This is a genomic window from Aquabacter sediminis, assembly GCF_028863665.1.
Taxonomy (GTDB): domain Bacteria; phylum Pseudomonadota; class Alphaproteobacteria; order Rhizobiales; family Xanthobacteraceae; genus L1I39.
On the sequence record NZ_JARBFX010000015.1, the window covers coordinates 65,314 to 88,693 of the forward strand.

Sequence of the window (23,380 nt, forward strand, 5' to 3'; positions counted from 1 at the left end):
CGGCGCCTTTCAACGGGTCCGGGGCGGCGCGATGCCCATGGCCTTCATGCGCGAGGCGAGTGTCGTCGGCTTAAGGCCCAGGCGCTCGGCCGCGCCTCCAGGTCCGGAAACCTTCCCCCCCGCTGCCTCCAACGCCTTCAGGATGCTGTCGCGCAGCCGAGCGCGCCGCTCCTCCTCCGTTTCCAGCGGACTGGCGGCCACAGGCGCTGAGGGCACGGCGACGCGACGCTCCGCCCCCGGCAGGTCGATGGCCAGCCGGCCATGCCTCGCCAGGATGATGCCGCGCTCGATCACGTTCTGAAGCTCACGGACATTGCCCGGCCAGTCATAGGCCGAGAGGCGCCGCATATCCCCCTCGCTCAATTGCAGCGAGCGATCCGCCGGCTTGCGGCTGGCGGACAGGAAATGGAGGGCGAGCAACGGGATGTCCTCCCGCCGTTCCCGCAGAGGCACGGATTCGATGGGCATGACGTTGAGCCGGTAGAAGAGATCCTCCCGGAAGCGGCCCGCCTTCACTTCGCCGCGCAGGTCGCGATTGGTGGCGGCGATGATGCGCACATCCACCTGCCGCGTGCGCTCCTCCCCCACCCGCTCGAACTGCCCCTCCTGCAGCACGCGCAAGAGCTTGCTCTGAAGTTCCAAGGGGATCTCCCCCACTTCGTCCAGGAAGAGCGTGCCCCGGTCCGCCAGCTCGAAGCGGCCGATTCGATCGCGCAGGGCGCCGGTGAAGGCACCCTTCACATGGCCGAAGAACTCGCTCTCGAACAGTTCGCGGGGAATGGCGGCGCAATTGACGCGGATGAGGGGGCGCTCATGGCGCTCGCTCGCCTCGTGGATGGCGCGGGCGATCAGCTCCTTGCCGGTGCCCGATTCCCCCGTCACCAGAACGGTGGCATCGGTGGGCGCAACCAGTTCCACCTGCCGCAACACCTTCTGGATGGCCTCCGAACGGCCGATGATGCCGCGATGGCTGCCCTCGGCCCGGATCTCCTCCTGCAGATAGGCATTCTCCAATTCCAGCCGCTCGCGCAGGCTGTCCACCTCGGCAAGCGCCGCCCGCAATTGCTCGTTGGCTTCGCGCTTCTGTGTCACGTCGCGAAACACCACCACCGCACCGATGAGCACGCCCCGGTCGCGCAGCGGTGTGGACGTATATTCAACCCAGACCGGCTTGCCCGAGCGATGCCAGAACACCTCGTTTTCCACCTGATGCACCGCCCCGTCCCGGAAGGCCGCATAGATGGGGCAATGCTCGTGGGGATAATGGGAGCCGTCGGGGTGGTGATGGTGCACCATCACATGCATGTCCTGGCCGATCATTTCCTCTGCGGTCCAGCCCAGGATCTGCTCGGCGGCGGGGTTGACGAACGTGGTCTTGCCCTCCGCATTCACCCCATAGATGCCCTCGCCCACCGCCCGCAGGATGAGGCGGTTCTCCCGCTCGATGTCGCGAAAGGCGCGGTCCACCCGCTGCCATTCGGCGACCCCCTCGCGCATGAAGGTATCCGCAGCGGCATCGATGTCCCGGCGCTGGCGGGCATCAAGATCGCACAGCGTCATCAGAAGGCGGCGACCACGAGGTGTGCGCACGAGCACGCCTCCGGTTTCCACCCGCACGCCCGTACCATCGGCTCGCCGGGGGGAGAGCGTGCGCGCCCAATAGGTGCCGCGTGCCTCCACCGCCTGGGTGAAGGCGATGAGTGCGGGCGCCTGGCCGGGATGGAGGTCGAAGATCTGCATGGCTTTCAGCCGGCCCCGCTCATAGCCGAGCAGGAGCGCGGCCGCGCCGTTGGCATCGAGGATGGCGCCGGTCTCCAGATCCACTGCCAATTGAGCTTCGATGGCGGTGTCGAAGGCAGGACCGAAGGGGCCGAAATGAGAGACCGGCTCGGGGAGACCCTGGCTCATGCCCACTCCGATAGGTGACGATTTTTCGTAACTGTAACACGAAAATTCGTAATTGACGAAAATTCGTACATGGCCGTTCCGAACTGGGACGTTGGGATCTCAGGAAAAACTCCGCTGCCACCGTGTGGCACAGCACTTGCGTTGGGGAAGCCATCTTCCCGCGGCCCTTTCGGCCCCATCACGCGAGGCGATCCATGGCGAGCTTCGATCCCTTCCGGCGCGGTTCCCGTTTCCTGTCCTCCGGCTGCTCCTGCGGGCAACATGCCTCCCAGGACGAGCATGACCTCTCCTGCGTCGCCACCGGCGGAGAGGACGAGCGCTATGCCAGCGCCGTCGAGGCGACCGTCATGCGGGCGCTCATTCCGGAGGCGCCCGCCCGCCGAGCCTTCCTGAAAGCGGTGGGCGCCTCCACGGCGCTGGCTGCCATCTCGCAATTCCTGCCGCTGGGCCAGATCACCGACGCCTTCGCCCAGACCGCAGGCACGCTGGAAAAGAAGGACCTGAAGATCGGCTTCATCCCGATCACCTGCGCCACCCCCATCATCATGGCGCACCCGCTGGGCTTCTATTCCCGCTACGGCCTGAACGTGGAGGTCATCAAGACCGCCGGCTGGGCGGTAATCCGCGACAAGACGCTAAACGGGGAATATGACGCCGCCCACATGCTGGCGCCCATGCCGCTCGCCATCTCCATGGGCATCGGCTCGCCTTCGACCCCCTACACCATCCCGGCCATCGAGAACATCAACGGCCAGGCCATCACCCTGGCCATGAAGCACAAGGACAAGCGGGACCCGAAGGACTGGAAGGGCTTCAAGTTCGCCGTTCCCTTCGACTATTCCATGCACAATTACCTGCTGCGTTATTATCTGGCCGAGGCCGGCCTCGACCCGGACAAGGACGTGCAGATCCGCTCCGTGCCGCCGCCCGAAATGGTGGCGAACCTGCGGGCGGACAATATTGACGGCTATCTCGGCCCTGACCCCTTCAACCAGCGCGCGGTCTATGACGGGGTGGGCTTCATCCACATCCTCTCCCTGAAGCTGTGGGATGGGCATCCCTGCTGCTCCTTCGCCGCCAGCGAGGAGCTGGCCACCAAGGCGCCCAACACCTTCCGCGCCCTCACCAAGGCCATCATCGATGCCACCGGCTACGCGCAGAAAAACGAGAACCGCAAGGAAATCGCCGAGGCCATCGCCCCGGCCAATTACCTCAACCAGCCGCCTATCGTGGTGGAGCAGGTGCTCACCGGCACCTTCGCCAATGGCTTGGGACAGGTGGAGAAGGTGCCGAACCGCATCGCCTTCGATCCCTTCCCCTACCAGGCATTCGCCGTGTGGATCCTGACCCAGATGAAGCGCTGGGGGCAGATCAAGGGCGACGTGGACTATGCCGGCATTGCCCGCAAGGTGTTCCTGGAAACGCAGACCGCCGGCCTGATGAAGGAGCTGGGCCAGACCCCGCCCACCTCATCCAAGACCATCGTGGTGATGGGCAAGCCCTTCGATCCGGCAAAGCCCGAAGACTATGTGGCGAGCTTCGCCATCCGCCGGAGCTGATCCATGTCGCTGAGCCTCCGGGCGCGCGCCCTGGTCGTCTCGGTTCTCCTGCTGGCCGCCTTCCTCCTCGCTTGGCAGCTCGCCGTGCGGGGAGGCCAGGAGGCGACCGGCATGGACCCCGAATATGCCAAGCTCATGGGCGCCGCCGCCACCAGCGGCAAGTCGGCTATGCCGGGACCGCTGGCGGTGGGCGAGACGCTGTGGAAGCATCTCGCCAACCCCTTCTATGACAACGGCCCCAACGACAAGGGCCTCGGCATCCAGCTCGCCTATTCGGTGGCGCGGGTGATGATGGGCTATTTCCTGGCGGCCCTGTTGGCGATCCCGCTCGGCTTTCTCATCGGCATGTCGCCGCTGATGAACCGGGCCCTCGATCCCTTCATCCAGGTGCTCAAGCCCATCTCGCCGTTGGCCTGGATGCCGCTCGCCCTCTACACCATAAAGGATTCCACGCTCTCCTCCATCTTCGTAATCTTCATCTGCTCCCTCTGGCCGATGCTGATCAACACCGCTTTCGGCGTCGCCAATGTGCGCAAGGAGTGGCTGAACGTCGCCCGCACGCTGGAGGTCGGCCCTTTGCGCCGCGCCTTCACCGTCATCCTGCCGGCCGCCGCACCCACAATCCTCACCGGCATGCGCATTTCCATCGGCATCGCCTGGCTCGTCATCGTGGCGGCGGAGATGCTGGTTGGCGGAACGGGCATTGGCTACTTCGTCTGGAACGAGTGGAACAACCTCTCCATCACCAATGTGATCGTCTCCATCCTGGTGATCGGCGTGGTCGGCATGGTTCTCGACCAGATCCTTGCCGGCATCGCCCGCCTCGTGACCTATCCGGAGTGAGGCGATGACCAGCCGCTATGTCTCCATCGAAGGCATCTCCCGCCGTTACAAGGCCGCCGGCGGGCGCACCACCACGGTGTTCGACGACCTGTGGTTCTCCATGAACAAGGGCGACTTTGCCTGCATCATCGGCCATTCCGGCTGCGGCAAGACCACCGTGCTCAACATCCTGGCCGGGCTCGATCTGCCCGATTCCGGCGCGGCGGTGGTGGATGGCCGGGCCATCGAAGGGCCCGCCCTCGACCGGGCGGTGATCTTCCAGAGCCACGCTTTGCTGCCCTGGCGGACCGTGCTGGGGAATGTCTCTTACGCCGTCTCCTCCCGCCATCCCGGCTGGAGCCGCGAGCAGGTGCGCGCCCATGCGCTGCGTTTCATCGAGGTCGTGGGTCTGAAGGGCTCTGAACTGAAGCGCCCGGCGGAGCTCTCGGGCGGCATGAAGCAGCGCGTGGGCATCGCAAGGGCGCTCTCCATCGAGCCCAAGATGCTGCTCATGGACGAGCCCTTCTCGGCCCTCGACGCCCTCACCCGCGGCACGCTCCAGGACGAGGTGCGCCGCATCTGCCTGGAGACCGGGCAGACCGTGTTCATGATCACCCACGACGTGGACGAGGCCATTTATCTCGCCGATCGCATCGTGCTGATGACCAACGGCCCGGAGGCAGTGGTGGCGGAGATCGTGGAGAACCCGCTGCCGCGCGACCGGCGGCGGCTCGACATCCACAAGCAGCCGGACTTCTACGCGGTCCGCAACCATCTCATCGACTTCCTGGTGGAGCGCTCCAAGACCTTCAAGTCGGCGCTGCCGCCCGGCTACGACCACCGCATCCCACCCGTGGTGCGCCCGGTGGCCGCTCCCCCTCCTCCTTCCGGCGGCGACATCGCCGCCGCTTGATCCGTCCAAGACCTGCAAGACCTCAAGGAGTGACCCATGAAGCGCGAACAGCTCACCGAGAAGATCCTCGACATCAAGCGCGAGAAGGGATGGACCTGGAAATACATCACCGATGAGATCGGCGGCATGTCCCCGGTCCTGGTGGTGGGCGCGCTGCTCGGCCAGATGAAGCTGGTCAAGCCGCTGGCCAAGGCCGCCGCCGAATTGTTCGGCCTCAGCGAGGTCGAGGAGCGCATGCTGAACGAGGTTCCCTACCGTGGCATGCCCATGCCCCCGACGGACCCGCTCATCTACCGCTTCTATGAAATGGTGATGGTGAACGGCCCGGCCTGGAAGGCGCTGATCGAAGAAGAGTTCGGCGACGGAATCATGTCCGCCATCGATTTCGACATCGACATTTCGCGCCAGGAAAACCCCAAGGGCGACCGGGTGAAGATGACCTTCACCGGTAAGTTCCTGCCCTACAAATATTATGGCGCCGAGCAGGGCACGCCGGAATACGGCTTCAAGGAAGCCTGATCCGTCCTGTCGCGCAAAATGGGATTGGCAAAAGATTTTCCTTAAGGGAATATCTAAGGAGATGAGGCGAGCGGATGACCGCTCGCCCCCTTCCAGCGGGTCGCGCACGCATCTCCGGAGGCTCCATGCGCTCGGTCACGCCCCTTGCAGCCATTCCCGTTCCCCATCCGGCGCCCGATACGCGGTACGAGATCACGCTTCTCGACCGCCCCTTCGCCTTTGTCGGCCTGAAGGCGCTGCTTGGGGCTGCGGACCATTCCAAGGCCGGCGACCGCAATGCCGGCCTGGCGGCAACCGACGAGGTAGCGCGCGAGGCGGCGCGCAGCCTTTTGTCCGGGCTCACCCTCCAACATCTCTATGACCGCCCCCTCGCCGATGCCTCCGGCCGCGTCGATGACGTGATGCGGGTCAACTACGACATCGACCTGGATGTCTTCGCTACGATCGCGCCACTCACACTTGGCGCCCTGAAGGACGTTTTGCTGCGCGCGACGCCTGCTGAGGTGCGCCGGCTCGGTCCGGCCCTCACCGGCGTCATGGCCGCCGCGCTGGCAAAGATCATGGACGTGCACGAGCTTGTGCTAGTGGCCAAGAAGGCCAAGCGGGCAGCGCGCGCCCGAACGCTCGTGGGCGCAGCTGGCACCTTGTCCTCGCGGCTCCAGCCCAACCACCCCACCGACGACCTGTCGGCCGTCTCGGCGCTCGTCTATACGGGGCTCTCCATGGGCACGGGCGATGCGCTGATCGGCATTAACCCTGCCGTGGACACGCTGGAGAACGTCTCCGCGCTCCTTGCCCATGCCGACATGCTCCGGCGCGAGACAGGCGTCCCCACCCAGATCTGCGTTCTCTCCCATATCAAGACGCAGATGGCGGCGCTGAAGCGCGGGGCGCCTGTGGAGATCATGTTCCAGAGCCTCGCCGGCACGGAGCGCACCTTGACGGAGGAGTTCGACGTCACCGTCGCCCTTCTTGACGAGGCCTATGACCTGATGGCGGCGCGCGGACCCTTGGGGCCGGATTGCCAGTTCATGTATTTCGAGACCGGGCAAGGCAGCGAACTGACCTATGGCAAGCATGACGGGCTGGACATGACCACTTGCGAGGCCTTGTGCTACGGCCTTGCTCGGCGCTACGACCCGTTCATGGTGAACAATGTCACCGGCTTCATCGGCCCGGAGACGCACCGCGACAATTTCGAGATGATCCTGTCCAATCTCCAGGATCACTTCATGGGCAAAATTCTCGGCCTGCCCATGGGCATGGCGCCCTGCTACACGCTGCATTCGCAGATCACCATGGAAGGCCAGCAGGTGGCGACGCAGCTGCTGGCCGCCGCAGGCGCCAATTTCTTCATGGATGTCTATCTGTCTACCGACCGGATGCTGGCCTATTTCGACACCTCCGGCCACGACGACCAGACCTTGCGCGAAGTCCACGACCTTGCCCCAGCGGCCGATTATCTGGCGTGGGGGATTGAGAAAGGCATCTTCGCGCGCTATGAGGACGGCAGCGTCCTGCGGGGGCCCCGGTGGGGCGACCCCTCGCTCTTCTGCCCGGAGCCGGAGATCCGCGCGGCGCTCCTGGCCGGGACACCCGCCATGCCCGGCTTCGAGAATGCCGGCCCGCGCCCGGCCGACCGCATCTCGCGGACCATCAAGGCCAATCTCGCCATCGCCCGCGAGGCCATCTATGCGGACCTGGACCCGGCCCGGCTGGAAGGCATCGCGTTTCGCCGCATTGCCTCCCGGGCCGACAGCCGGGACGCCCATCTCAGCCACCCGGACATCGGGGCGGACCTGGATGCGCAGGCCCTTGCCGCGCTCGCCGCGGAGTTCCGGGACGTGCAGGTCGTGGTCTCGGATGGCCTCAGCGCCGAGGCGGTCCATCACAACGTGCCCCGTCTCCTGCCGGAGCTTCAGCATCGACTGCAGGCCGCAGGCGCCAGCCTGGGCGATCCGCTGTTGCTGCCGTTCGGCAGGGTGAAGGTGTCCGAGCCGGTGGGCGATGCGCTGCAGGCGCGCCTTGTCGTCACGCTGATCGGTGAGCGGCCGGGCGGCGATGCGCAGGCCTCGCGCTCGCTCTCGGCATATCTTGCCTATCGCATTGCAGACGAAGACACGCGGGCACGTGCGGCCGCCTATAGCGGAAACCCGAACATCCGTTACGAATATACGGTGATTTCCAACATCCACGAGGGCGGCCTGCCCCCTGCCGAGGCGGGCCGGATCATCGCCGAGAAGGCTCTTCAGATCCTCTCCATGCAAGCAGCGGGCAACCGACTTGAAAGCGCCTTGCGGCAGGACGCCGCCTGACGCACGCAGCGCAAGCCGCCGTGCAGCCGTTGAACCTTTTCCCCGCACTGTTTAGAGCCATAGACGGGGAGCATCACCATGACCTTGCATGCGCTGAAGAGAGACTTGATCGAGCCCATCATTGGACCGGTGGACACTGCCGTCCTGATCGAAGGCACGCCTGAGACCCGCGTCTGGGTCACCTATGATGCGCCAGGCGAGCGCCTGTGTACGGGCGAGTGGGAGGCCACCGAGGGCACGTGGCGGGTAAATTACGAGGAATGGGAATATTGCCTCGTCGTTTCCGGCCGCTGTGTGGTGACCGGGGATGACGGAAAGGTGGTGAAGGCCGGTCCGGGGGATTCATTCGTGATCGAGCCAGGCTTCACCGGCACCTGGCAGGTGACAGAGCCCATGCGCAAGCATTGGGTCATCCGCACGCCCGCCTGATCAACCGACCTTCGCACGAGACGGGTCCACCCGCACGGATCCGCTCAGGTGCTCTGAAGGTGTGCTCCGGAAGAGGGAGATGTGGCGGGTAGGACCGATGCCGGGCCGAGTCCTTCCCGCATCAATTCGGTTTCCGCCTGAAGGTCCGCAAGGCCCTCCAGAAAGGGCACGGCAATGTCCAGCGGTTCTGCCTGATAGCCTGTGGCCACAATAAAGCTGTTGAACAGGCGCGAGAAGGCTTCTGTCCCCTCCGCCAAGCTCCGGGCAACCTCCTTGAGGCGCTGGCCCTCTAGCTCCGTTCGGGCACTGGGCGCCTCCTCGGCTTGCGGCCCGGCCCGGCGAAGGTGGAAGCCGTCGGGCGCGAGTAGGAGCGCATCCACCTCACGTTGGCGGCGCGCGAGCAGGTCAAGGGTCGGGCCGCTGACGCTGTCTCGCCCAAGCATGGCCTTGATGTGCATGCGCGCCTGCCTGCGGCGTGTCTCCGGCAGATCCAGGAGGCCGAGGGAATAGCCATACACCTCGATCTCCAGGACGCCGTCCATGGCCTGCTCGAAGGCTTCCTGAAGGCTTCCATCCCAGTCCGCAGCCACCAGCGCGACTCGGGCGCCGGGCTTTACGCCTTGCGCAAGCAGCGCCTGGAAGATTTCCCTGCGGCTTCGCCGGGCGGCGGCAAGAATGGGCCAGCGATAGGCCATCAGGAAACGTCGCAGGAGCGGGTGCTGCTCTACGCCGATGATCACGTCGTCGCCCAGGCCCAGGTCCGCCATGACCCGCTCGGAGGGAATGGGGACATCAAGCCGGCTCAGGAGGTCGCTCACCGGCTGGCCCTCCGCCTCCCGGAGGAGAAAACCGATCTTCTCGTCAAAGGTCCGGTCCGATATCCCCGCCAGGATCAGGGCCAACTCAGACGTCCTCAGCACCGCCCGCGGAGGCAAAGCGGATACGCCCAGGGTTGATGCAAGCTGCTCAAGGCTTTGCCCGAAGCCCGGCAGCAGCAGAATCGTGTCGATGGCGTTGATACGCGCATGCCATTCCATCCAGCGCAGGAAGGCGCAATAAAGCGGCCCCAGCATCTGGAAACCGAGAGACCGAATGGGGTCCTGCCGCCGATCAGGTCCCAGTCGCCGCAGGCCATAGCTCAGGACCGAAGCCCCCGTGCCGGCGGCGGGGGCATCGGCCAGGCGATCCACTGGGTGGGTGCGAAATCCCGCAGCGGCAGCTGGCTCCAGATCCTCCCGGGCCCGCCGCCCGACATGCAAAATGCGTTGAGGCGGCACTGCGAGCCTTTCCGCCGCCAGCGTGAACAGGCGCCCATCCGCTTTCGAAACACCCATTTCACTTGAGACAAAAAGCGGAGCCTCGGGCAATCCCACCCGGGCCAGCAACCTCGCGATGAAGGCGCTGCAATGCGCTGTCTCGGCGATGATCAACGCGCGGCCGGCTCCGACCCAGTTCTTATAGATTTCCCGCAACTGGGGATCGGGATGCCAGAGCGCCGTTTCATAAAGAAGTTCCGTGCGCTTGGCGAATTCACGCGGCGCCGCAGGAAGATCAAGGCAGTCGAATATCTCGTCATGGCTGACCGTTTGACGGCCGTGCGCCTGTGCGCGCCGCAGCGCTTTGGCTTCCGCCCCACCCCGCAGGAGAGCAAAGTCCGGCATGCCTACGGCGCTGCCGACCATCTCCCACATCTGGGCAGGTCCAGGCAGGGGAAACAGCAACAGCGTCTCGAACAAGTCGAACGAAACGAAGTCGACATCCTGCGATGCCTGACTGAATGGAACCACGAGATCCACGCCCCCCGACAAACCTTCACCCCTTCTCACACCACCGGCTGCCTGACCCTTCTTCCGAGACGCTTGCCTCCGCCCGTCCGGCCGCGCGGGCGATGGAGGTCGTTCTGCGATACCGCAAACACAAGGCGCTCGGATGACCCTTGCGGGTGATCTCATCGCCAGTTTTACGCACCGGTCTGCCGGCAAGGCAGGACGGTACCAGTCCAGAACAACCCTTGGTAACCCCCAAAAGGGGGATCACGTTGCAAAGGCCCTTTCATCCGGGAATGGAGAACATGACATCGTTGGGATGGAGATTGGGGCTGAAGAAGGGATCATTCATGAAGAAGCGTGGATGCCGCGCGTCCAGGCGCCGCTTGTCCGCCCGCAGGCGCGCCATTTTCTCACCGCTTTGGTGATCAAGGCCCCGCGACATGGATTCGTAATGCAGCAATTGGGCCGCCGGACAAACCACGTTGAAGTAGCCGGCCTCCACCAACCTGTAGCAAAGCTCCACATCATTATAGGCCACAGGGAAGGTCTCGTCGAAGCCACCCACGCGGTCGAACTTCAACCGTTCCACCAGAAGGCAGGCGCCGGTGACCGCAAGCCAATTGCTCTCGAGCACGTTGCGCGCCGCATAACAGGGATCGGTACCATTGGCGCCCAAAAAGGCATGGCTGGGGCCATCGGCGATGCAAATCACGCCGGCATGCTGCACCCGAAGATTCTGCGGGTAGAGCAGCTTTGCCCCCACCGCCCCCACGTGCCTCAGATGCGCATAGCCAAGCATCCGCTCCAGCCAGTCGGGCGTGATCACTTCCGTGTCGTCATTGAGAAACAGAAGGAAATCACCCGTCGCCGTCCGCGCACCCAGGTTGCAAAGCTCCGAGAAGTTGAACGGCGTGTCATGCCGCACCACTTTCGAGCCACCGGTGAGCGCCACCTCCTCCAGATAAGACAAGGTGTCGGGGACGGAGGAGCCATTGTCGACGACCACGATCTCCAAATGGCGGTAGGTGCTGCGCTCGTGAATGGAGGTAAGGCAGTTGCGCAACGTCTCGCCATTGTTCTTGGAGGGGATGATAATGGAAACCTTTGGCTTCCCCTCCACGTGGTAGCGCACCCGCTGATATGCGGGCAGACCATCCAGCGCTTCGCACTCCCCCTGAACGCCACGGCGCTTGAAGGCGTCCTGCCGTAAGCGCACCGCAGCGTCCAGGGCCTTCGGCTTGGCATCGAAGCTGGCCGCCGTCGATCCCGGGATCATCCGCCAGTGGTAGAGCACCTTCGCCACATGAGCGATGCGGTCTGTCCGCTCGGTCACGCGCAGGACAAAGTCCCAATCCTGGGAGCCGTCATATTCCGAGCGCAGCCCGCCCACCTCCAGCGCAAGCGTCCGCCGCACACAGGAGACGTGGCAGGTATACATGAGGCTCATCAGCATGTCCGGAGACCAGTCCGGCTTGAAGAACGGATCCACAAGCTGGCCGTCTCTGGAGATCTTATCCTCGTCCGAATAGATGAAGTCTGCCCCTTCGCGTTCGATGCACAGAGCCAATTCGTACAGGCAATCCTCGGTCAGCTCGTCATCATGATCAAGGAAGACCACATAGTCCCCCTTCGCCAAAGCAAGTGCTTGGTTTGTGGCACCGGAAATGCCCTGGTTCTCAGCAGAGAAATGGACCTTTACGCGCGGATCCTCCACCTGCTCCAGTGTGGCCCTCACTTGGGGATCGGGGCTCTTGTCATCGACCAGGACCAATTCCCAATGAGGATACCATTGGGTCTGGACCGAGCGGATCATCGCCTTCAGCAGCGCCGGCGGGGTGTTGTAGAGCGGAACCAGGATGGAAAAGACCGGCGCCGAGGCCATCCCGGCGATCTGTTCATCCAGGTCCCGGGGGCGACGAGGCGCAAGATAGGTGTAGCCTGGGCTTTGGGCCTCCCACTGGTAGGTGCCCGCCTCCACTGAGGTGAGTTGGTCTGCACCCGGCCGATTGGGGGAAGGACGGAAGGCGATGAAGCGGGCATCCCCTTTTGAGCTGCCGGCGATCTGGCTGACCGGAAGCCGACTCTTTCCGCCCTGGCGCAGGGGGCGCGCCAGCCAACGCATGGCGCGCCTCATCCGGGCGCCCAGGGTCTTCCGCGCGGTGATCCCGGCATCCGAGCGGAAGTGCACTGCCAGATAATCGGCAAGCGCGGATTGATCTGGAAGAAGGTCGGGATGCGTCGCGCGATATTCCACCGGGTCGAAGAGCCGGCTCGGCAACCGCCCCTCGGCCTCACCGTAGAGAACATAGTGCCAGAGGGGATTGATGCCGGCGCTGCGCACATCTGGATAGGTAGTCAGATAAAAGGCGCTGTCGAACACCGGGTTCGGCCGGCATCCCTCGAACCCCCCGCGGATGAGGAAATCGACCACCGGCTCCACCCGCCGACCGCCGGCCTCGGGATACTCCCGCACATAGAAGTCGCGGTCGAAAAGCCCCGAATCCGACAGGATCCGGCAGCGCCGCGCCAGTTCTCCCGGCCAGAACCGCCGCAGGAGTAAGCCAATTGCTCCCCGCAGGCCACGGCGCGCTGCAATATACCGCCCTGACGCCAGTGCCGCCAATGATCGGCGACGCGCCCGTTCCACCTCAACGTCCACAGCGGTCGCCTCTAGGCGAAGTGTCAAGTCCGCCATGTCCTCGCGCAGCCGGTTCAGCCGCCGCTCGGTTCCCGAGACTTGTTCGGTGAGACGCTGCGCCCGCAGCCTCTCGACGGAAAGGTCGGCCCGCGCAGACGCCGCATGATCCGACAGGGCGCCCGCATAGGCCGCATGCTGGCGCTCCAATTCCGCTATGGCCGCGGCATGCTCGCGCAGAAGCGTTGAAATGCGCAGGCGCTCGGCCGCCAACTCCTGCTCCAGTTCCGCGGCGCGCGCCGCCTGAGGTGCAACGGATCGCAACTCCGAAAGTGCACCACTCAAGTCCCGGTCGGTGGCGGTCAGCCGGTCGATAAGCTCCGATATCTGTTGGGCGTGACGCTCGGAGGCGGCGGCAGCGGTGTCGCGGAGCTTGCGCACCATGGCCGCTCCCGCTCGACGCTCGCGCTCCAGTTCGTCCGCCAGCGCATCAAGGCGCAGGGAAAGACCCTCGGCAGCATGCGCATTGGCCTCGAGCGGCGCCGGGGCGGCTTGCCGCGAAGCTTGGAACCACAACGCCCCCACGCGACCGCAGAAGTCGCGCACGTGCCGAATCGCCTCCTCCTTGGCGGGCGCGCCAGGCAGAGACAGGAGGCAGGCGAGTTCACGAGACGCGTCGGCACCCATAAGGATGAGACCCAGACCTTCTCCGTCAATGAGTTCGAATGCCGGCTGCGTGGCACTGAGGGTCAGGAACAGGCGGCCCACCTCGCTGTCCCCCGTCGAGGTCCGGGTTCCCAGGAGGATCACGGCAGCGCGCGGCGACAATTTCGGGCGCCAGGCTTGGAACACAGCGAACGCGGCAAGGCCCCACCGGCCATCCAGCAGCAGGAGATCCACGCTCCCGGGAGCCTGGTCTTCGACCGCCTCTTGAGGCGGCGCGGAGAAGATTTGGATGCGGTCGGCGATCGGAAGAGGAATGCGGTCCTGGCTAGGCGAGAAGGCCAGGAGCACATGCCCCGGCACATCCAAAGCCTTTAGCGTCTGCGCGACAGCCGTCCCCGCGCCCGTCTCCGACGTGGTTAAATCCACAGTGCGTTGCGGCAGCAACTGGCCTGTCAGCCAAAAAAGGAAAGGCTGATGGCCATTGGGTTCGCGCAACCCTCGCGGGAAGATGGGCTCGGCCAGCACATGGGCCGGCGTCAGACTGGCCAAGAGAGCCGCAAAGGACGAACCCGTCGTTTCGTCTTGCATTGCAGCAACCTCCAGCCTTCTCCTGCCCGCCTCGCGCCCCGGAGGGCCTCATCTCACGCGATATCGGGCACTGCGAAACCGATCATGTCTCTTCGCACGCGCGAAGAGACAGTTCAAGGTAAGACGCCGTAACTGTAGGTTGCCCAACGGAAGCAGGCAATCCGCTACCATACAAAAAAGCGGGCGCCCAGGGCGCCCGCTTGTGGAGGTCTCGCAAGAGAAAGATGTCAGGCCTGTGGCTGAGGCTCGATGCTGCCGGCCGGCCCACCCGGCCGGGGGCGGTTCTTGCCGGCGGTGGGAACGGCGGAGCCCCGCGGATTGGACGGCTCGATCACCGTATCTCGCACGGGAGGCTTGCCCCCGAGGAGATCGACGATCTCGTCGCCCGACAGGGTCTCGTATTCCAAAAGGCCCCGGGCGAGCGCCTCGAGATCCTCTCGCCGTTCCGTGAGGATGCGGGTGGCCTCCGCATAGCCCTCGTCCACGAGGCGGCGAACCTCCTTGTCGATCGTCTGTGCGGTCGCCTCGGAGATGTTCTGATGACGCTGCATGGACATGCCCAGGAAGACTTCATCCTGGTTCTCGCCATAGGCCACCTGGCCGAGCAGGTCAGAGAAGCCCCAGCGGGTGACCATCATCTTGGCGAGGCGGGTGGCCTGTTCGATGTCCGAGGCGGCGCCCGAGGTCACCTTGTCGTGACCGAACACCAACTCTTCCGCCACGCGTCCACCCATCATGATGGCAAGGCGCGAGGTCATCTGCTCGTAGGACATGCTGAGCTTGTCCCGCTCGGGCAGCTGCATGACCATGCCAAGCGCACGGCCGCGCGGAATGATGGTGGCCTTGTGCACCGGGTCGGTGGCCGGGACATTGAGGGCGACGATGGCATGCCCGCCTTCATGATAGGCGGTCAGCATCTTTTCTTCCTCGGTCATGACCAGCGAACGCCGCTCGGCGCCCATCATGACCTTGTCCTTGGCGTCCTCGAAGTCCTGCATGGTGACCATGCGCTTGTTGCGCCGGGCCGCCATGAGGGCCGCCTCGTTGCACAGGTTCGCAAGGTCGGCGCCGGAGAAGCCGGGGGTGCCGCGGGCGATCACCTTCAGATTCACATCCGGCGCCACCGGGATCTTGCGGGCATGCACCTTCAGGATCTGCTCGCGCCCCACCACGTCCGGATTGGGCACGATCACCTGGCGGTCGAAACGGCCGGGACGTAGCAAAGCGGGGTCGAGCACATCGGGACGGTTGGTGGCGGCAATAAGGATGATTCCCTCATTGGCCTCGAACCCGTCCATCTCCACCAGCAGCTGGTTGAGGGTCTGCTCGCGCTCGTCATTACCGCCGCCCAGGCCGGCGCCACGGTGGCGACCCACCGCGTCGATCTCGTCGATGAAGATGATGCAGGGCGCATTCTTCTTGGCCTGCTCGAACATGTCGCGCACGCGGCTCGCGCCGACGCCCACGAACATTTCCACGAAGTCCGAGCCGGAAATGGTGAAGAAGGGCACGTTGGCTTCACCCGCAATGGCGCGGGCCAGCAGCGTCTTGCCGGTGCCGGGCGGACCCACGAGCAGCACGCCGCGCGGGATGCGGCCACCCAGGCGCTGGAACTTCTGCGGGTCGCGCAGGAATTCCACGATCTCGGTGAGGTCGCTCTTGGCCTCGTCGATGCCGGCCACATCCTCGAAGGTGACGCGACCATGGGCCTCCGTCAGCAGCTTGGCGCGGCTTTTGCCAAAGCCCATGGCCTTGCCGCCGGCGCCCTGCATCTGGCGCGACAGGAAGATCCACACGCCGATCAGCGCGATGAAAGGCAGCCAGGAGACCAGGAGGCTCACGAACCACGGCACGTTGTCGGACGGGGGCCGCGCGGTGATCGACACGCCCTTTCCATACAGGCGCTGCACCAGCGAGGGGTCGTTGGGCGCATAGGTCTGGAAGTTGCGGCCGTCAGTGAAGGTGCCGGAGATATTCGGCCCCTCGATCACCACGTCACGCACCCGCCCCTGGTCCACGTCCGACAGCAGCTGGGAGAAGGAAATGTCGTTCGCACTGCTGCGTTGGCCGGGGCTCTGGAAGAGCGAGAACAGCGCAAGAAGCAGCAGGACGATGATCACCCAAAGGGCGAAATTTCTCAGATTGGCGTTCATTGATCCCTCACGGGGTCCACATCGGCTGCGCCTTCGACCGAGACGGGCCAATGGCCACCCGTCCGATGTCGCTCCCGTTGCGTCCGCCCCCTAATCTAGGAGCCGGGCCCTTCCTTGCCAAGGACGGTTCCTCAATCTCCGGGTGAATTTGCCGCGACCGACCTTGCGCGGCGCTGTCCGCCCTCCCCGCGAGGCGGTGCCGGGGTGATGGCGATGCGTCCCTTGCGCAAGGTGACGAGCGCTCCGGCCAGCGTCCGGCGCAGCGCCATGCCGCCCGTTCCGGCGGAGCGCAGCGCCTGGTGGAGGTCTTCGGCCTTGCCCAGTTCCGTGGGTCCTTCGGTGGCGCACTGGTCGATCGCCTGGATCAGCAGCCGAAGCGAGATCTCCTCGGGCAGTTCGAGGAATGGCGCCACCTTCAGGTTGACCTCGTCTTCCGTCCAAGGGCCCTCACTTACGCTGCGGCGCGCATCCTCGGCCACCGCATTGAGCGCGGCTTCGGCGCGCGAGAGGCGCTGGGCGAACAAAGCCAAGCGCGCAGCGTCCAGCCCCACCTGCGCAAGCCCGGGCGCAAGGTTGCGCAGGCGTGGGCGGGCAAAGCGCGGATCGGCATTGGAGGGATCGCGTACGTAGTCAATGCCGGCCCCCTCCACCACAGCGACGAGGCGTGACTTGGGCGTATCGAGAAACGGGCGCAACAGTGTAAGCTCGCCAGTCCGCGAGATCGGGCGCATGGCACACAAGCCGGTCAAGCCGGACCCCCGCGCCAGCCGCAGCAGCACCGTTTCCGCCTGGTCGTCCATGGTGTGGGCGAGGGCGATGGCGGTGGCGCCCCGCTCCCGAGCCAGTTGCGTCAGCAAGCGGTAGCGGGCGATGCGTGCGGCCTCCTGGATGCGGGAGCGTGGCTTTTCCCCATCCCAGGTCAGGATTTCATGGCGCAGCCCCAGATTGGCGCAGAGGGCCGCCACCTTCAGCGCCTCTGCCCGCGATTCCGGGCGCAATCCATGGTCGACCGTCGCGACCAGAAAGCTTGGCCCGTCGAGAAGACCATATCGCCAAGCGCGGGCCAGCAGCATCAGTGCCGTAGAATCGGGTCCCCCCGAGACGGCCAGGACGATGCCCGTGTGATCAAGAAATGCCGCAAAGAGCTGCCGCAACTCGGCGGCATCGAAGGGCAGGTTGCCGTCAGCAGCCGACACGCTTCTGCTCCCGCTCCACCGCCTGACGGAGCGTGGAAGCGGCGCGGGGATATTTGCGGTCCACCTCGCCCAGGGTGGCGCAAGCCGCCTCGCGCTCGTTCAGCGCGGCGAGGGACTGGCCCAGGCGCAGCAGGGCCTCAGGGGCGCGCGGCGCATTGGGATATTTGGTGGAAAGCTGCAGGAAATTCTCCGCGGCTTCCTTGTAGTCCTGCCGTTGGAACAGGCTCTCCCCAAGCAGATAGGTGGCCTCCGGCACCAGCCGGTCGGTGGGGTGCGCCTGGAGGAACTGGCGCAAGGCCGGGTCGGCGGCGGCGTAATCCTGGCGCTGCATATAGCCCGATGCGAGGTCGAACATGTCCCTGGCGCTGCCGGACGGCGGCAAAGCCGCCACCTGCGCGCCACCTGCCGGCGGGGGCGCAGCCCCCGGCGTAAGCTCGGTGGGGGAAACGGTCGGGCGGACCAACCCTGCGGAGCTGCTGGCAGGCGAGCCGAGCGGCTGCGGCGAACCCGGCGCGCCGGGCACCTCGCTGGGATCGAAGGCATCTGACCTGCGCCCAGACGGAACGCCCGCTCCTGCGGGCGCGATCCCGCGTGGCGGGGCGGTGACGGCGGAGCCGGCAGAAGGGGGAGCCCCTGCCGCGCCGGCGGGGCGCGGCCCACCCTCGGTGAGCGCCCGAACCTGCTGTTCCAATTGCTGGTTGCGAAACTGGAGCTGCTCGATCTGGCCGGTCATCTGGCGGAGCTGATTCTCCAGGCGGTCCACGCGCACCGTCAGTTCGGCCTGCGCCTCGGACAGGGTGTCAGACTGCTGAACGGTACCGGGCGGCTTGAAAAGATCGCCGAACAGGTTGCCGCCGGAGGACTGGGCCTTTGCAGGCGACACCGATACGGGAACAGCGACCGTTCCCAGGACGAGGGCCGCGCAGAGACCAAAAGCCAATCCGGAGGCGCAGCGCGCCCAGGCGGCCTCCCTCTTCGGTCTCCCCAACATGCCGCTTGCCACGGTTGCCACTCCCGCCTGGACAGAAGGCTTCAACAGGTCGAATTCCCGCGGCATCGCTGAATGCCCCTGCGGCCCGGCAAGGCCCCTTCTCCTGAAGAGCGGCCGAGGCTTGTCCATCTCCGACCTAACCCGGGATGGAAGGTCTAACATTCTGATTAAGAAAGGTAAACCGACCGAACCGCAAGCGGTCGGCCGGCTCGATTCTCTAGCTTTCGATCACGTCCAAAGTGTGACCCGGGAGCGGCGCGCCAAGCGACCGCTCCCGCAGCCTCAGGACGCTCCGCCGGTGTTGAGCACCGTGACGGCGCGGCGATTCTGCGACCAGCAGGAGATGTCATTGCACACCGCCACTGGCCGCTCCTTGCCGTAGGAGATGGTCCGCATGCGCGCGCCATCGATGCCCTTCGACACCAGATAGTCGCGCACGCTCTGGGCACGCTTGGCGCCGAGGGCGATGTTGTACTCGCGGGTGCCGCGCTCATCCGCATGGCCTTCGATGGTGAAGGTGTAGCGGTTGTACTGCTGCAGCCACTGGGCCTGGCGGTCCAAGGTCGACTGTGCCTGGGGCGACAGGTCGGTCTGGTCGGTATCGAAGAAGACACGGTCGCCGACGGCGACGACGAATTCCTGAGGCGAGCCGGGCGGGCCGGCAGCTCCCGCACCTGCACCGGCGGCGTTCGGATCCGGGGTATTGGCGCACGCGGCCAGCGCAAGCGCAAACCCGAACAGAGCGGCGAAACGGAAGCCGCGGGCGGAACCAAAACTGAGCATCCGGTGGACTCCCTTCTCAACTCAGACCGGAGCTTCCCTCTAGCAGCGTCAAGGTTAAGCGAAGGTTCCGCAGAGACCGTGATGCACCGGGGAAGCGATCTTGCGAGGGCTGCCGGAGAGACAACCGCACGCCATGGTTTGCAATGGGTTTACGCACGGCTCCGAAGAGGGAGACGGCGTTTTTCCCGCCCGGGCACGCGCCCGGCCGGAAGGAGATTATTGCGCCGCCCGACGCCCGCATGAGGGTCTGCGCCGCTGAAGGAAAGCCATCGGCCCTTCTTTCCAAACCCACGTGCGCAGCGCACATGGCGTCTTCATGGCAGAACCCCGCCGGCGGCCCGATGTTCTCTGCCGTTCGCACGTAGGCGGCCGACTGCTGCAAAAATGCAACACACCGCCCCGTCCTAGGAGCGCAGCGGCGACCAGGCGGGGTCTGATCCATAGCCGGGCGTGGGCACCTTCAACTCGTTATAGCCGGTCACGTCCACCGTGAAGAGATTGGGCCCGCCGCCGCCCACCGGGTCGCGGAAGAACATGATGACGCGGCCATTGGGGGCGAAGGTCGGCCCCTCATTGTGGTAGCCCTCGGTGAGCACGCGCTCGCCCGAGCCGTCCGGCTTCATGATGCCGATGGCAAACTTACCTTCCGCCTGGCGGGTGAAGGCGATGACATCCCCGCGCGGCGACCAGACCGGCGTATTGTAGCGGGCATTGCCAAAGGAGATCCGCCGGGCGCCCGAACCATCCGCATTCATAATGTAGATTTGCGAGGTCCCGCCACGGTCGCTCTCGAAGCAGATCTGGCGCCCGTCCGGCGAATAGCAGGGGGCGGTATCGATGGCATTGGTGTCGGTGAGGCGGGTGGTGGCCTTGGACCGCAGGTCCATCACGAAGATGTTCGCATTGCCGCCCTGCTGCAGGCTCATGATGACCTTCTGGCCATCGGGCGAGAAACGCGGGGCAAAGCTCATGCCGGGGAAATTGCCCACCACCTCGCGCTGGCCGGTCTCAATGTTGAGCAGAAGGACGCGCGGCTCGCTGCGCCCGTACGACATATAGGTGATTTCCTGGCTGGTCGGCGAGAAGCGCGGGGTCAGCACCAGCTCATCCCCGCGCGTGAGATAGCGCACGTCGGCGCCATCCTGGTCCATGATGGCGAGGCGCTTCACGCGGCGATCCTTCGCGCCGCTCTCGTCGACGAAGACGATGCGGGTGTCGAAATAGCCCTTCTCGCCGGTGAGCCGCTCGTAGATGGCATCGGCGATGATGTGGGCGACGCGACGCCAGTTGTCCGGCTGGGTGAAATATTGCTGGCCGAGCAATTGCTGGCCCGCGAACACGTCCCACAGGCGGAACTCCACCTTCAGGCGACCATCCCCCTGGCGGGTGACCCGGCCGGTCACCAGCGCCTGGGCATTGATGGAGCGCCAGTCGGGGAAGCGGGGGGCGAGGTCCGGATTCTGGATCACCTCAAGGAAAGTCTTGGGATCCAGCGGCGTGAACAGGCCCGAGCGCTTCAAGTCCGCGGATACCACGCCGGAAATGGCACGGCCCTGCTCCACCTCGCCGACGAAATCGGTGATGGCGATGGGGATGGGCTGCGGCGCGCCGGACTGGATGTCGATCCGGGGCGCGGCCAGCAGCGGGCGGGTGAGAAGGCCAAGCGATCCCGCGGCCACGGAACCGCCGAGCACCACTTGCCGGCGGCTGGGGCGGAAGAGATTGAAATCCTTTTCGTTCGGCACGTCGACCCTCGCCTTCTGTATCGGCCTCCCGAACCACCGGGGAACCCCGTCCCGCCGGCCTGGCCTTCTGTCTCACCTTGATACGGGACCCGGACGGGTCCGCCATCTCGTGGAAGCCCTGCGGCCTCCATAACCCAAGTCCTGGCGACTGCAGACGGTTCGCCGATCCGGCCCGCAAGCGGGCCGGCCGGGGCTAGCCACCGAACATGTTGGGGAAGAAGCGGGGTTCCAGCTCCTTCCAGGAATCGTACTTCTCGGCCTTGAACATCGTATAGGGCTGGCACTGGATCAGCGCCCGCTGGGCGCTCAGAGCGAAGGCATCGAACACCGCCTTCTGGTCCGGATTCATCTGCCCGTCGGTGATCACCGGCGGCTGCGCCAGGGTGCCATCGCGGTTGAGGCGCAGGAGGATGTACACATAGATCTTGTCATCCGAGATGTGCGGCATCTTCCAGCATTGCTTCACCTTCTCGCGGAAGGCATCGAGCTCGGTCAGGCTGAGCGCTGGCGCATCGCCCTTCGGCGCGCCCAGCGAGGAGATCTGGGAAGTCGTCGCGCCCGTGGCCGCCTGCCGCTGGGGCGTACGCTTGTCCAGCAGCGCGGCGATCTGGTCGGCGTCGAACTTCTGGTTGTTCTGCGTCTTGGCGTCGGCCTGCTGCTTGGGCGGCTCCTTGGGAGGTGCCGGCTTTTTCGGCGGCAGCGGGGTCGGCGGGGTCGGCTTGGCCTCCTCCGGCTTCTGCTGCGCTTTCAAGGCCTCATCCGCCTTCGGCGGCGGGGGCTCGGCCTTGGGCGGCTGCTGCGGCTCAGGCGGCTTGGGCGCGGGCTCAGGCGGGGGAGTCGGCGCGGGCGGCGGCGCACTCGCCTGGGTGGGCGCCACCTCTTCCTTCTCCGTCACCTTCAGGTTCGGATCCGGCGTGGGCTTTTCCACGTCCACCTTCTCGGCCATGACCTTGGGGGGCTCTTCCTTCTTGCCCTTCTCATTTCCCTTTGTGAGCTTGGAGACGTCGGATGCGCTCACCACTTCCACGGGGATGGCTTCCGGGGGCACGTCGAAGGGCCTCGGCGTCGCGAACGACACCAAGGCCAGGACGAGGATCGCCCCGTGAACAATGGTGGATGCCGTAAGTCCGACCCGCATCCCGACCCGCTCAGCCCCCCTGCTCGGCCTCGGTCACCAGGGCGACCTTCTTGAATCCTGCGCCCGACAGACGCCCCATGACGCGCATCACCGCGCCGTAATCCACTTTCTTGTCGCCGCGCACGAAAATGCGCTCGTCATAATTGCCCTTGGTCACGGCCTGGATCTTGGTGATGAGCTCCTCATACTTCACCTCGCTCTCGCCGATGAAGATCTGGCCCTTGTCGTTCAGGGACACCGTGATGGGGTCCTTGCTCTGGTCCATGGACTTGGCCGCCGTCTGCGGCAGGTCGATGGGTACGCCCACCGTCATCAGCGGCGCGGACACCATGAAGATGATGAGCAGCACCAGCATGACGTCCACCATGGGCGTCACGTTGATGTCGGCCATGACAGGCGCGCCGCCGCGACGGCGCCCGCGCCGTCCCTGCCGCCCCCCCGCGCCGCCTGCGGACATGCCCATCGTCAGCTCCGCTCGTCGATCTGCCGCGAGAGGATCGCCGAGAACTCGTCGGCAAACCCTTCCAGGCGCTGGGCCTGGCGGCCCGCCTGGGTGATGAACTTGTTGTAGAAGATGGTCGCGGGAATGGCCGCAATGAGGCCGATCGCGGTTGCAAACAGCGCCTCGGCAATGCCCGGCGCCACCACCGCAAGGCTGGTATTCTTGGATGCGGCGATGGACTGGAACGAGGTCATGATGCCCCAGACCGTGCCGAACAGGCCGATGAAGGGCCCGGCCGAACCGACCGTCGCCAGCACCAGGAGCCGGCTTTCCAGCCGCTCCACCTCGCGGGCGATGGTCACATCCATCACCTTTTCAATACGTTGGTTGAGGCCAGCGAAGGAGCGCGCCCCACTCTCATAGGTGCGCTTCCACTCTCGCATGGCAGCAACGAAGATGGCGGCCATGGCTTGGTTGGGCCGCCCCGCCAAGGACCGGTAGAGGTCCTCCAGGCTTTGGCCGGACCAGAAGACCTGTTCGAAGCGGTCCATCTCCTTGCGGTTGCGAGCGAACAGCAAGGTCTTGTCGACGATGATGGCCCACACCCACACGGAAGCCGCCAGCAGGCCCAGCATCACCAGCTTGACCACGAAGTGGGCCTGGAGGAAGAGGCCGATGAGGGAAATGTCCGCCGCCGGGGCGGCAAGCGCGCTCTGTGCCACGTCGGCAGGGTTCATCGAACGTCCTCGGATTCGAAAGGCCGCGCGCGCAACGCGGCGTTGGGTCGGACAGGCACAGGCCCGCCGGCC

The 23,380-nt window shown here is 65.4% G+C and carries 17 protein-coding genes; 6 read left to right on the forward strand and 11 right to left on the reverse strand.

Translation table 11 applies throughout. The features are described from left to right. Window positions 1–9: 9 nt before the first annotated feature. On the reverse strand, window positions 10–1,908 hold the full coding sequence (locus tag PV781_RS22030) for a sigma 54-interacting transcriptional regulator (protein ID WP_274777768.1): 1,899 nt from the start codon (window positions 1,906–1,908) through the stop codon (window positions 10–12). 194 nt (window positions 1,909–2,102) lie between these two features. On the opposite strand from PV781_RS22030, the gene PV781_RS22035 reads away from it, so the two are divergent. From PV781_RS22035 to PV781_RS22060, 6 genes are all read left to right on the forward strand, one after another. Next, a complete protein-coding gene (locus PV781_RS22035) occupies window positions 2,103–3,467 on the forward strand; it encodes a CmpA/NrtA family ABC transporter substrate-binding protein (protein ID WP_274777769.1) in 1,365 nt (454 codons plus the stop codon). A gap of 3 nt (window positions 3,468–3,470) precedes the next feature. Further along, window positions 3,471–4,310: a nitrate ABC transporter permease gene (gene ntrB, locus PV781_RS22040; protein WP_274777770.1), complete on the forward strand. Its 840-nt coding sequence runs from the start codon at window positions 3,471–3,473 to the stop codon at window positions 4,308–4,310. A 4-nt stretch (window positions 4,311–4,314) separates the two neighbouring features. Further along, complete coding sequence (locus PV781_RS22045; RefSeq protein ID WP_274777771.1) at window positions 4,315–5,202, forward strand: ABC transporter ATP-binding protein; 888 nt, start codon at window positions 4,315–4,317, stop codon at window positions 5,200–5,202. 36 nt (window positions 5,203–5,238) lie between these two features. Continuing rightward, complete coding sequence (gene cynS, locus PV781_RS22050) at window positions 5,239–5,721, forward strand: cyanase (RefSeq protein WP_209104034.1); 483 nt, start codon at window positions 5,239–5,241, stop codon at window positions 5,719–5,721. Window positions 5,722–5,846: 125 nt separating this feature from the next. After that, window positions 5,847–8,036, forward strand: a complete 2,190-nt coding sequence (gene eutB, locus PV781_RS22055; RefSeq protein ID WP_274777772.1) for an ethanolamine ammonia-lyase subunit EutB — start codon at window positions 5,847–5,849, stop codon at window positions 8,034–8,036. Window positions 8,037–8,114: 78 nt separating this feature from the next. Continuing rightward, on the forward strand, window positions 8,115–8,465 hold the full coding sequence (locus PV781_RS22060; RefSeq protein ID WP_274777773.1) for a cupin domain-containing protein: 351 nt from the start codon (window positions 8,115–8,117) through the stop codon (window positions 8,463–8,465). Between the two features lie 44 nt (window positions 8,466–8,509). Here the strand turns inward: PV781_RS22060 and PV781_RS22065 are convergent, their stop codons facing one another. The 10 genes from PV781_RS22065 to tolQ form a co-directional block, all read right to left on the reverse strand. Beyond that, window positions 8,510–10,261, reverse strand: a complete 1,752-nt coding sequence (locus tag PV781_RS22065; RefSeq protein ID WP_274777774.1) for an HAD family hydrolase — start codon at window positions 10,259–10,261, stop codon at window positions 8,510–8,512. A gap of 256 nt (window positions 10,262–10,517) precedes the next feature. Beyond that, window positions 10,518–14,123 carry a glycosyltransferase gene (locus PV781_RS22070; RefSeq protein ID WP_274777775.1) on the reverse strand — a complete coding sequence of 1,202 codons (3,606 nt, stop codon included), beginning with the start codon at window positions 14,121–14,123 and terminating at the stop codon, window positions 10,518–10,520. Window positions 14,124–14,350: 227 nt separating this feature from the next. Next, complete coding sequence (ftsH, locus tag PV781_RS22075; RefSeq protein ID WP_274777776.1) at window positions 14,351–16,276, reverse strand: ATP-dependent zinc metalloprotease FtsH; 1,926 nt, start codon at window positions 16,274–16,276, stop codon at window positions 14,351–14,353. Window positions 16,277–16,407: 131 nt separating this feature from the next. Further along, window positions 16,408–17,472: a tRNA lysidine(34) synthetase TilS gene (tilS, locus tag PV781_RS22080; RefSeq protein WP_274777777.1), complete on the reverse strand. Its 1,065-nt coding sequence runs from the start codon at window positions 17,470–17,472 to the stop codon at window positions 16,408–16,410. After that, window positions 17,459–18,412, reverse strand: coding sequence for a tol-pal system protein YbgF (gene ybgF / locus PV781_RS22085; protein WP_274777778.1), 954 nt, complete (start codon window positions 18,410–18,412; stop codon window positions 17,459–17,461). Before ybgF ends, tilS begins: the two co-directional genes overlap by 14 nt. Before the next feature lie 333 nt (window positions 18,413–18,745). After that, on the reverse strand, window positions 18,746–19,246 hold the full coding sequence (pal, locus tag PV781_RS22090) for a peptidoglycan-associated lipoprotein Pal (RefSeq protein WP_274777779.1): 501 nt from the start codon (window positions 19,244–19,246) through the stop codon (window positions 18,746–18,748). A gap of 404 nt (window positions 19,247–19,650) precedes the next feature. Then, a complete protein-coding gene (gene tolB, locus PV781_RS22095; RefSeq protein WP_274777780.1) occupies window positions 19,651–20,991 on the reverse strand; it encodes a Tol-Pal system beta propeller repeat protein TolB in 1,341 nt (446 codons plus the stop codon). A 193-nt stretch (window positions 20,992–21,184) separates the two neighbouring features. Beyond that, entirely contained in the window at window positions 21,185–22,129 is a 945-nt protein-coding gene (locus tag PV781_RS22100; protein WP_274777781.1) for a hypothetical protein, read from the reverse strand. A 10-nt stretch (window positions 22,130–22,139) separates the two neighbouring features. Next, the gene (gene tolR / locus PV781_RS22105; RefSeq protein WP_274777782.1) at window positions 22,140–22,592 is read right to left on the reverse strand and encodes a protein TolR; all 453 of its coding nucleotides are present in this window, start codon (window positions 22,590–22,592) and stop codon (window positions 22,140–22,142) included. 2 nt (window positions 22,593–22,594) lie between these two features. Further along, window positions 22,595–23,308, reverse strand: a complete 714-nt coding sequence (gene tolQ, locus PV781_RS22110; RefSeq protein WP_274777783.1) for a protein TolQ — start codon at window positions 23,306–23,308, stop codon at window positions 22,595–22,597. Between the last annotated feature and the right edge of the window lie 72 nt (window positions 23,309–23,380).

Excerpts from the sequence above, each read along its gene's own strand:
- PV781_RS22070 (WP_274777775.1), bottom strand. The coding sequence starts at position 14,123 with ATGCAAGACGAAACGACGGGTTCGTCCTTTGCGGCTCTCTTGGCCAGT.
- pal (WP_274777779.1), bottom strand. The coding sequence starts at position 19,246 with ATGCTCAGTTTTGGTTCCGCCCGCGGCTTCCGTTTCGCCGCTCTGTTC.
- PV781_RS22045 (WP_274777771.1), top strand. The coding sequence starts at position 4,315 with ATGACCAGCCGCTATGTCTCCATCGAAGGCATCTCCCGCCGTTACAAG.
- tolQ (WP_274777783.1), bottom strand. The coding sequence starts at position 23,308 with ATGAACCCTGCCGACGTGGCACAGAGCGCGCTTGCCGCCCCGGCGGCG.
- tolR (WP_274777782.1), bottom strand. The coding sequence starts at position 22,592 with ATGGGCATGTCCGCAGGCGGCGCGGGGGGGCGGCAGGGACGGCGCGGG.
- PV781_RS22100 (WP_274777781.1), bottom strand. The coding sequence starts at position 22,129 with ATGCGGGTCGGACTTACGGCATCCACCATTGTTCACGGGGCGATCCTC.
- ntrB (WP_274777770.1), top strand. The coding sequence starts at position 3,471 with ATGTCGCTGAGCCTCCGGGCGCGCGCCCTGGTCGTCTCGGTTCTCCTG.
- PV781_RS22030 (WP_274777768.1), bottom strand. The coding sequence starts at position 1,908 with ATGAGCCAGGGTCTCCCCGAGCCGGTCTCTCATTTCGGCCCCTTCGGT.
- ftsH (WP_274777776.1), bottom strand. The coding sequence starts at position 16,276 with ATGAACGCCAATCTGAGAAATTTCGCCCTTTGGGTGATCATCGTCCTG.
- eutB (WP_274777772.1), top strand. The coding sequence starts at position 5,847 with ATGCGCTCGGTCACGCCCCTTGCAGCCATTCCCGTTCCCCATCCGGCG.
- PV781_RS22060 (WP_274777773.1), top strand. The coding sequence starts at position 8,115 with ATGACCTTGCATGCGCTGAAGAGAGACTTGATCGAGCCCATCATTGGA.
- PV781_RS22035 (WP_274777769.1), top strand. The coding sequence starts at position 2,103 with ATGGCGAGCTTCGATCCCTTCCGGCGCGGTTCCCGTTTCCTGTCCTCC.
- cynS (WP_209104034.1), top strand. The coding sequence starts at position 5,239 with ATGAAGCGCGAACAGCTCACCGAGAAGATCCTCGACATCAAGCGCGAG.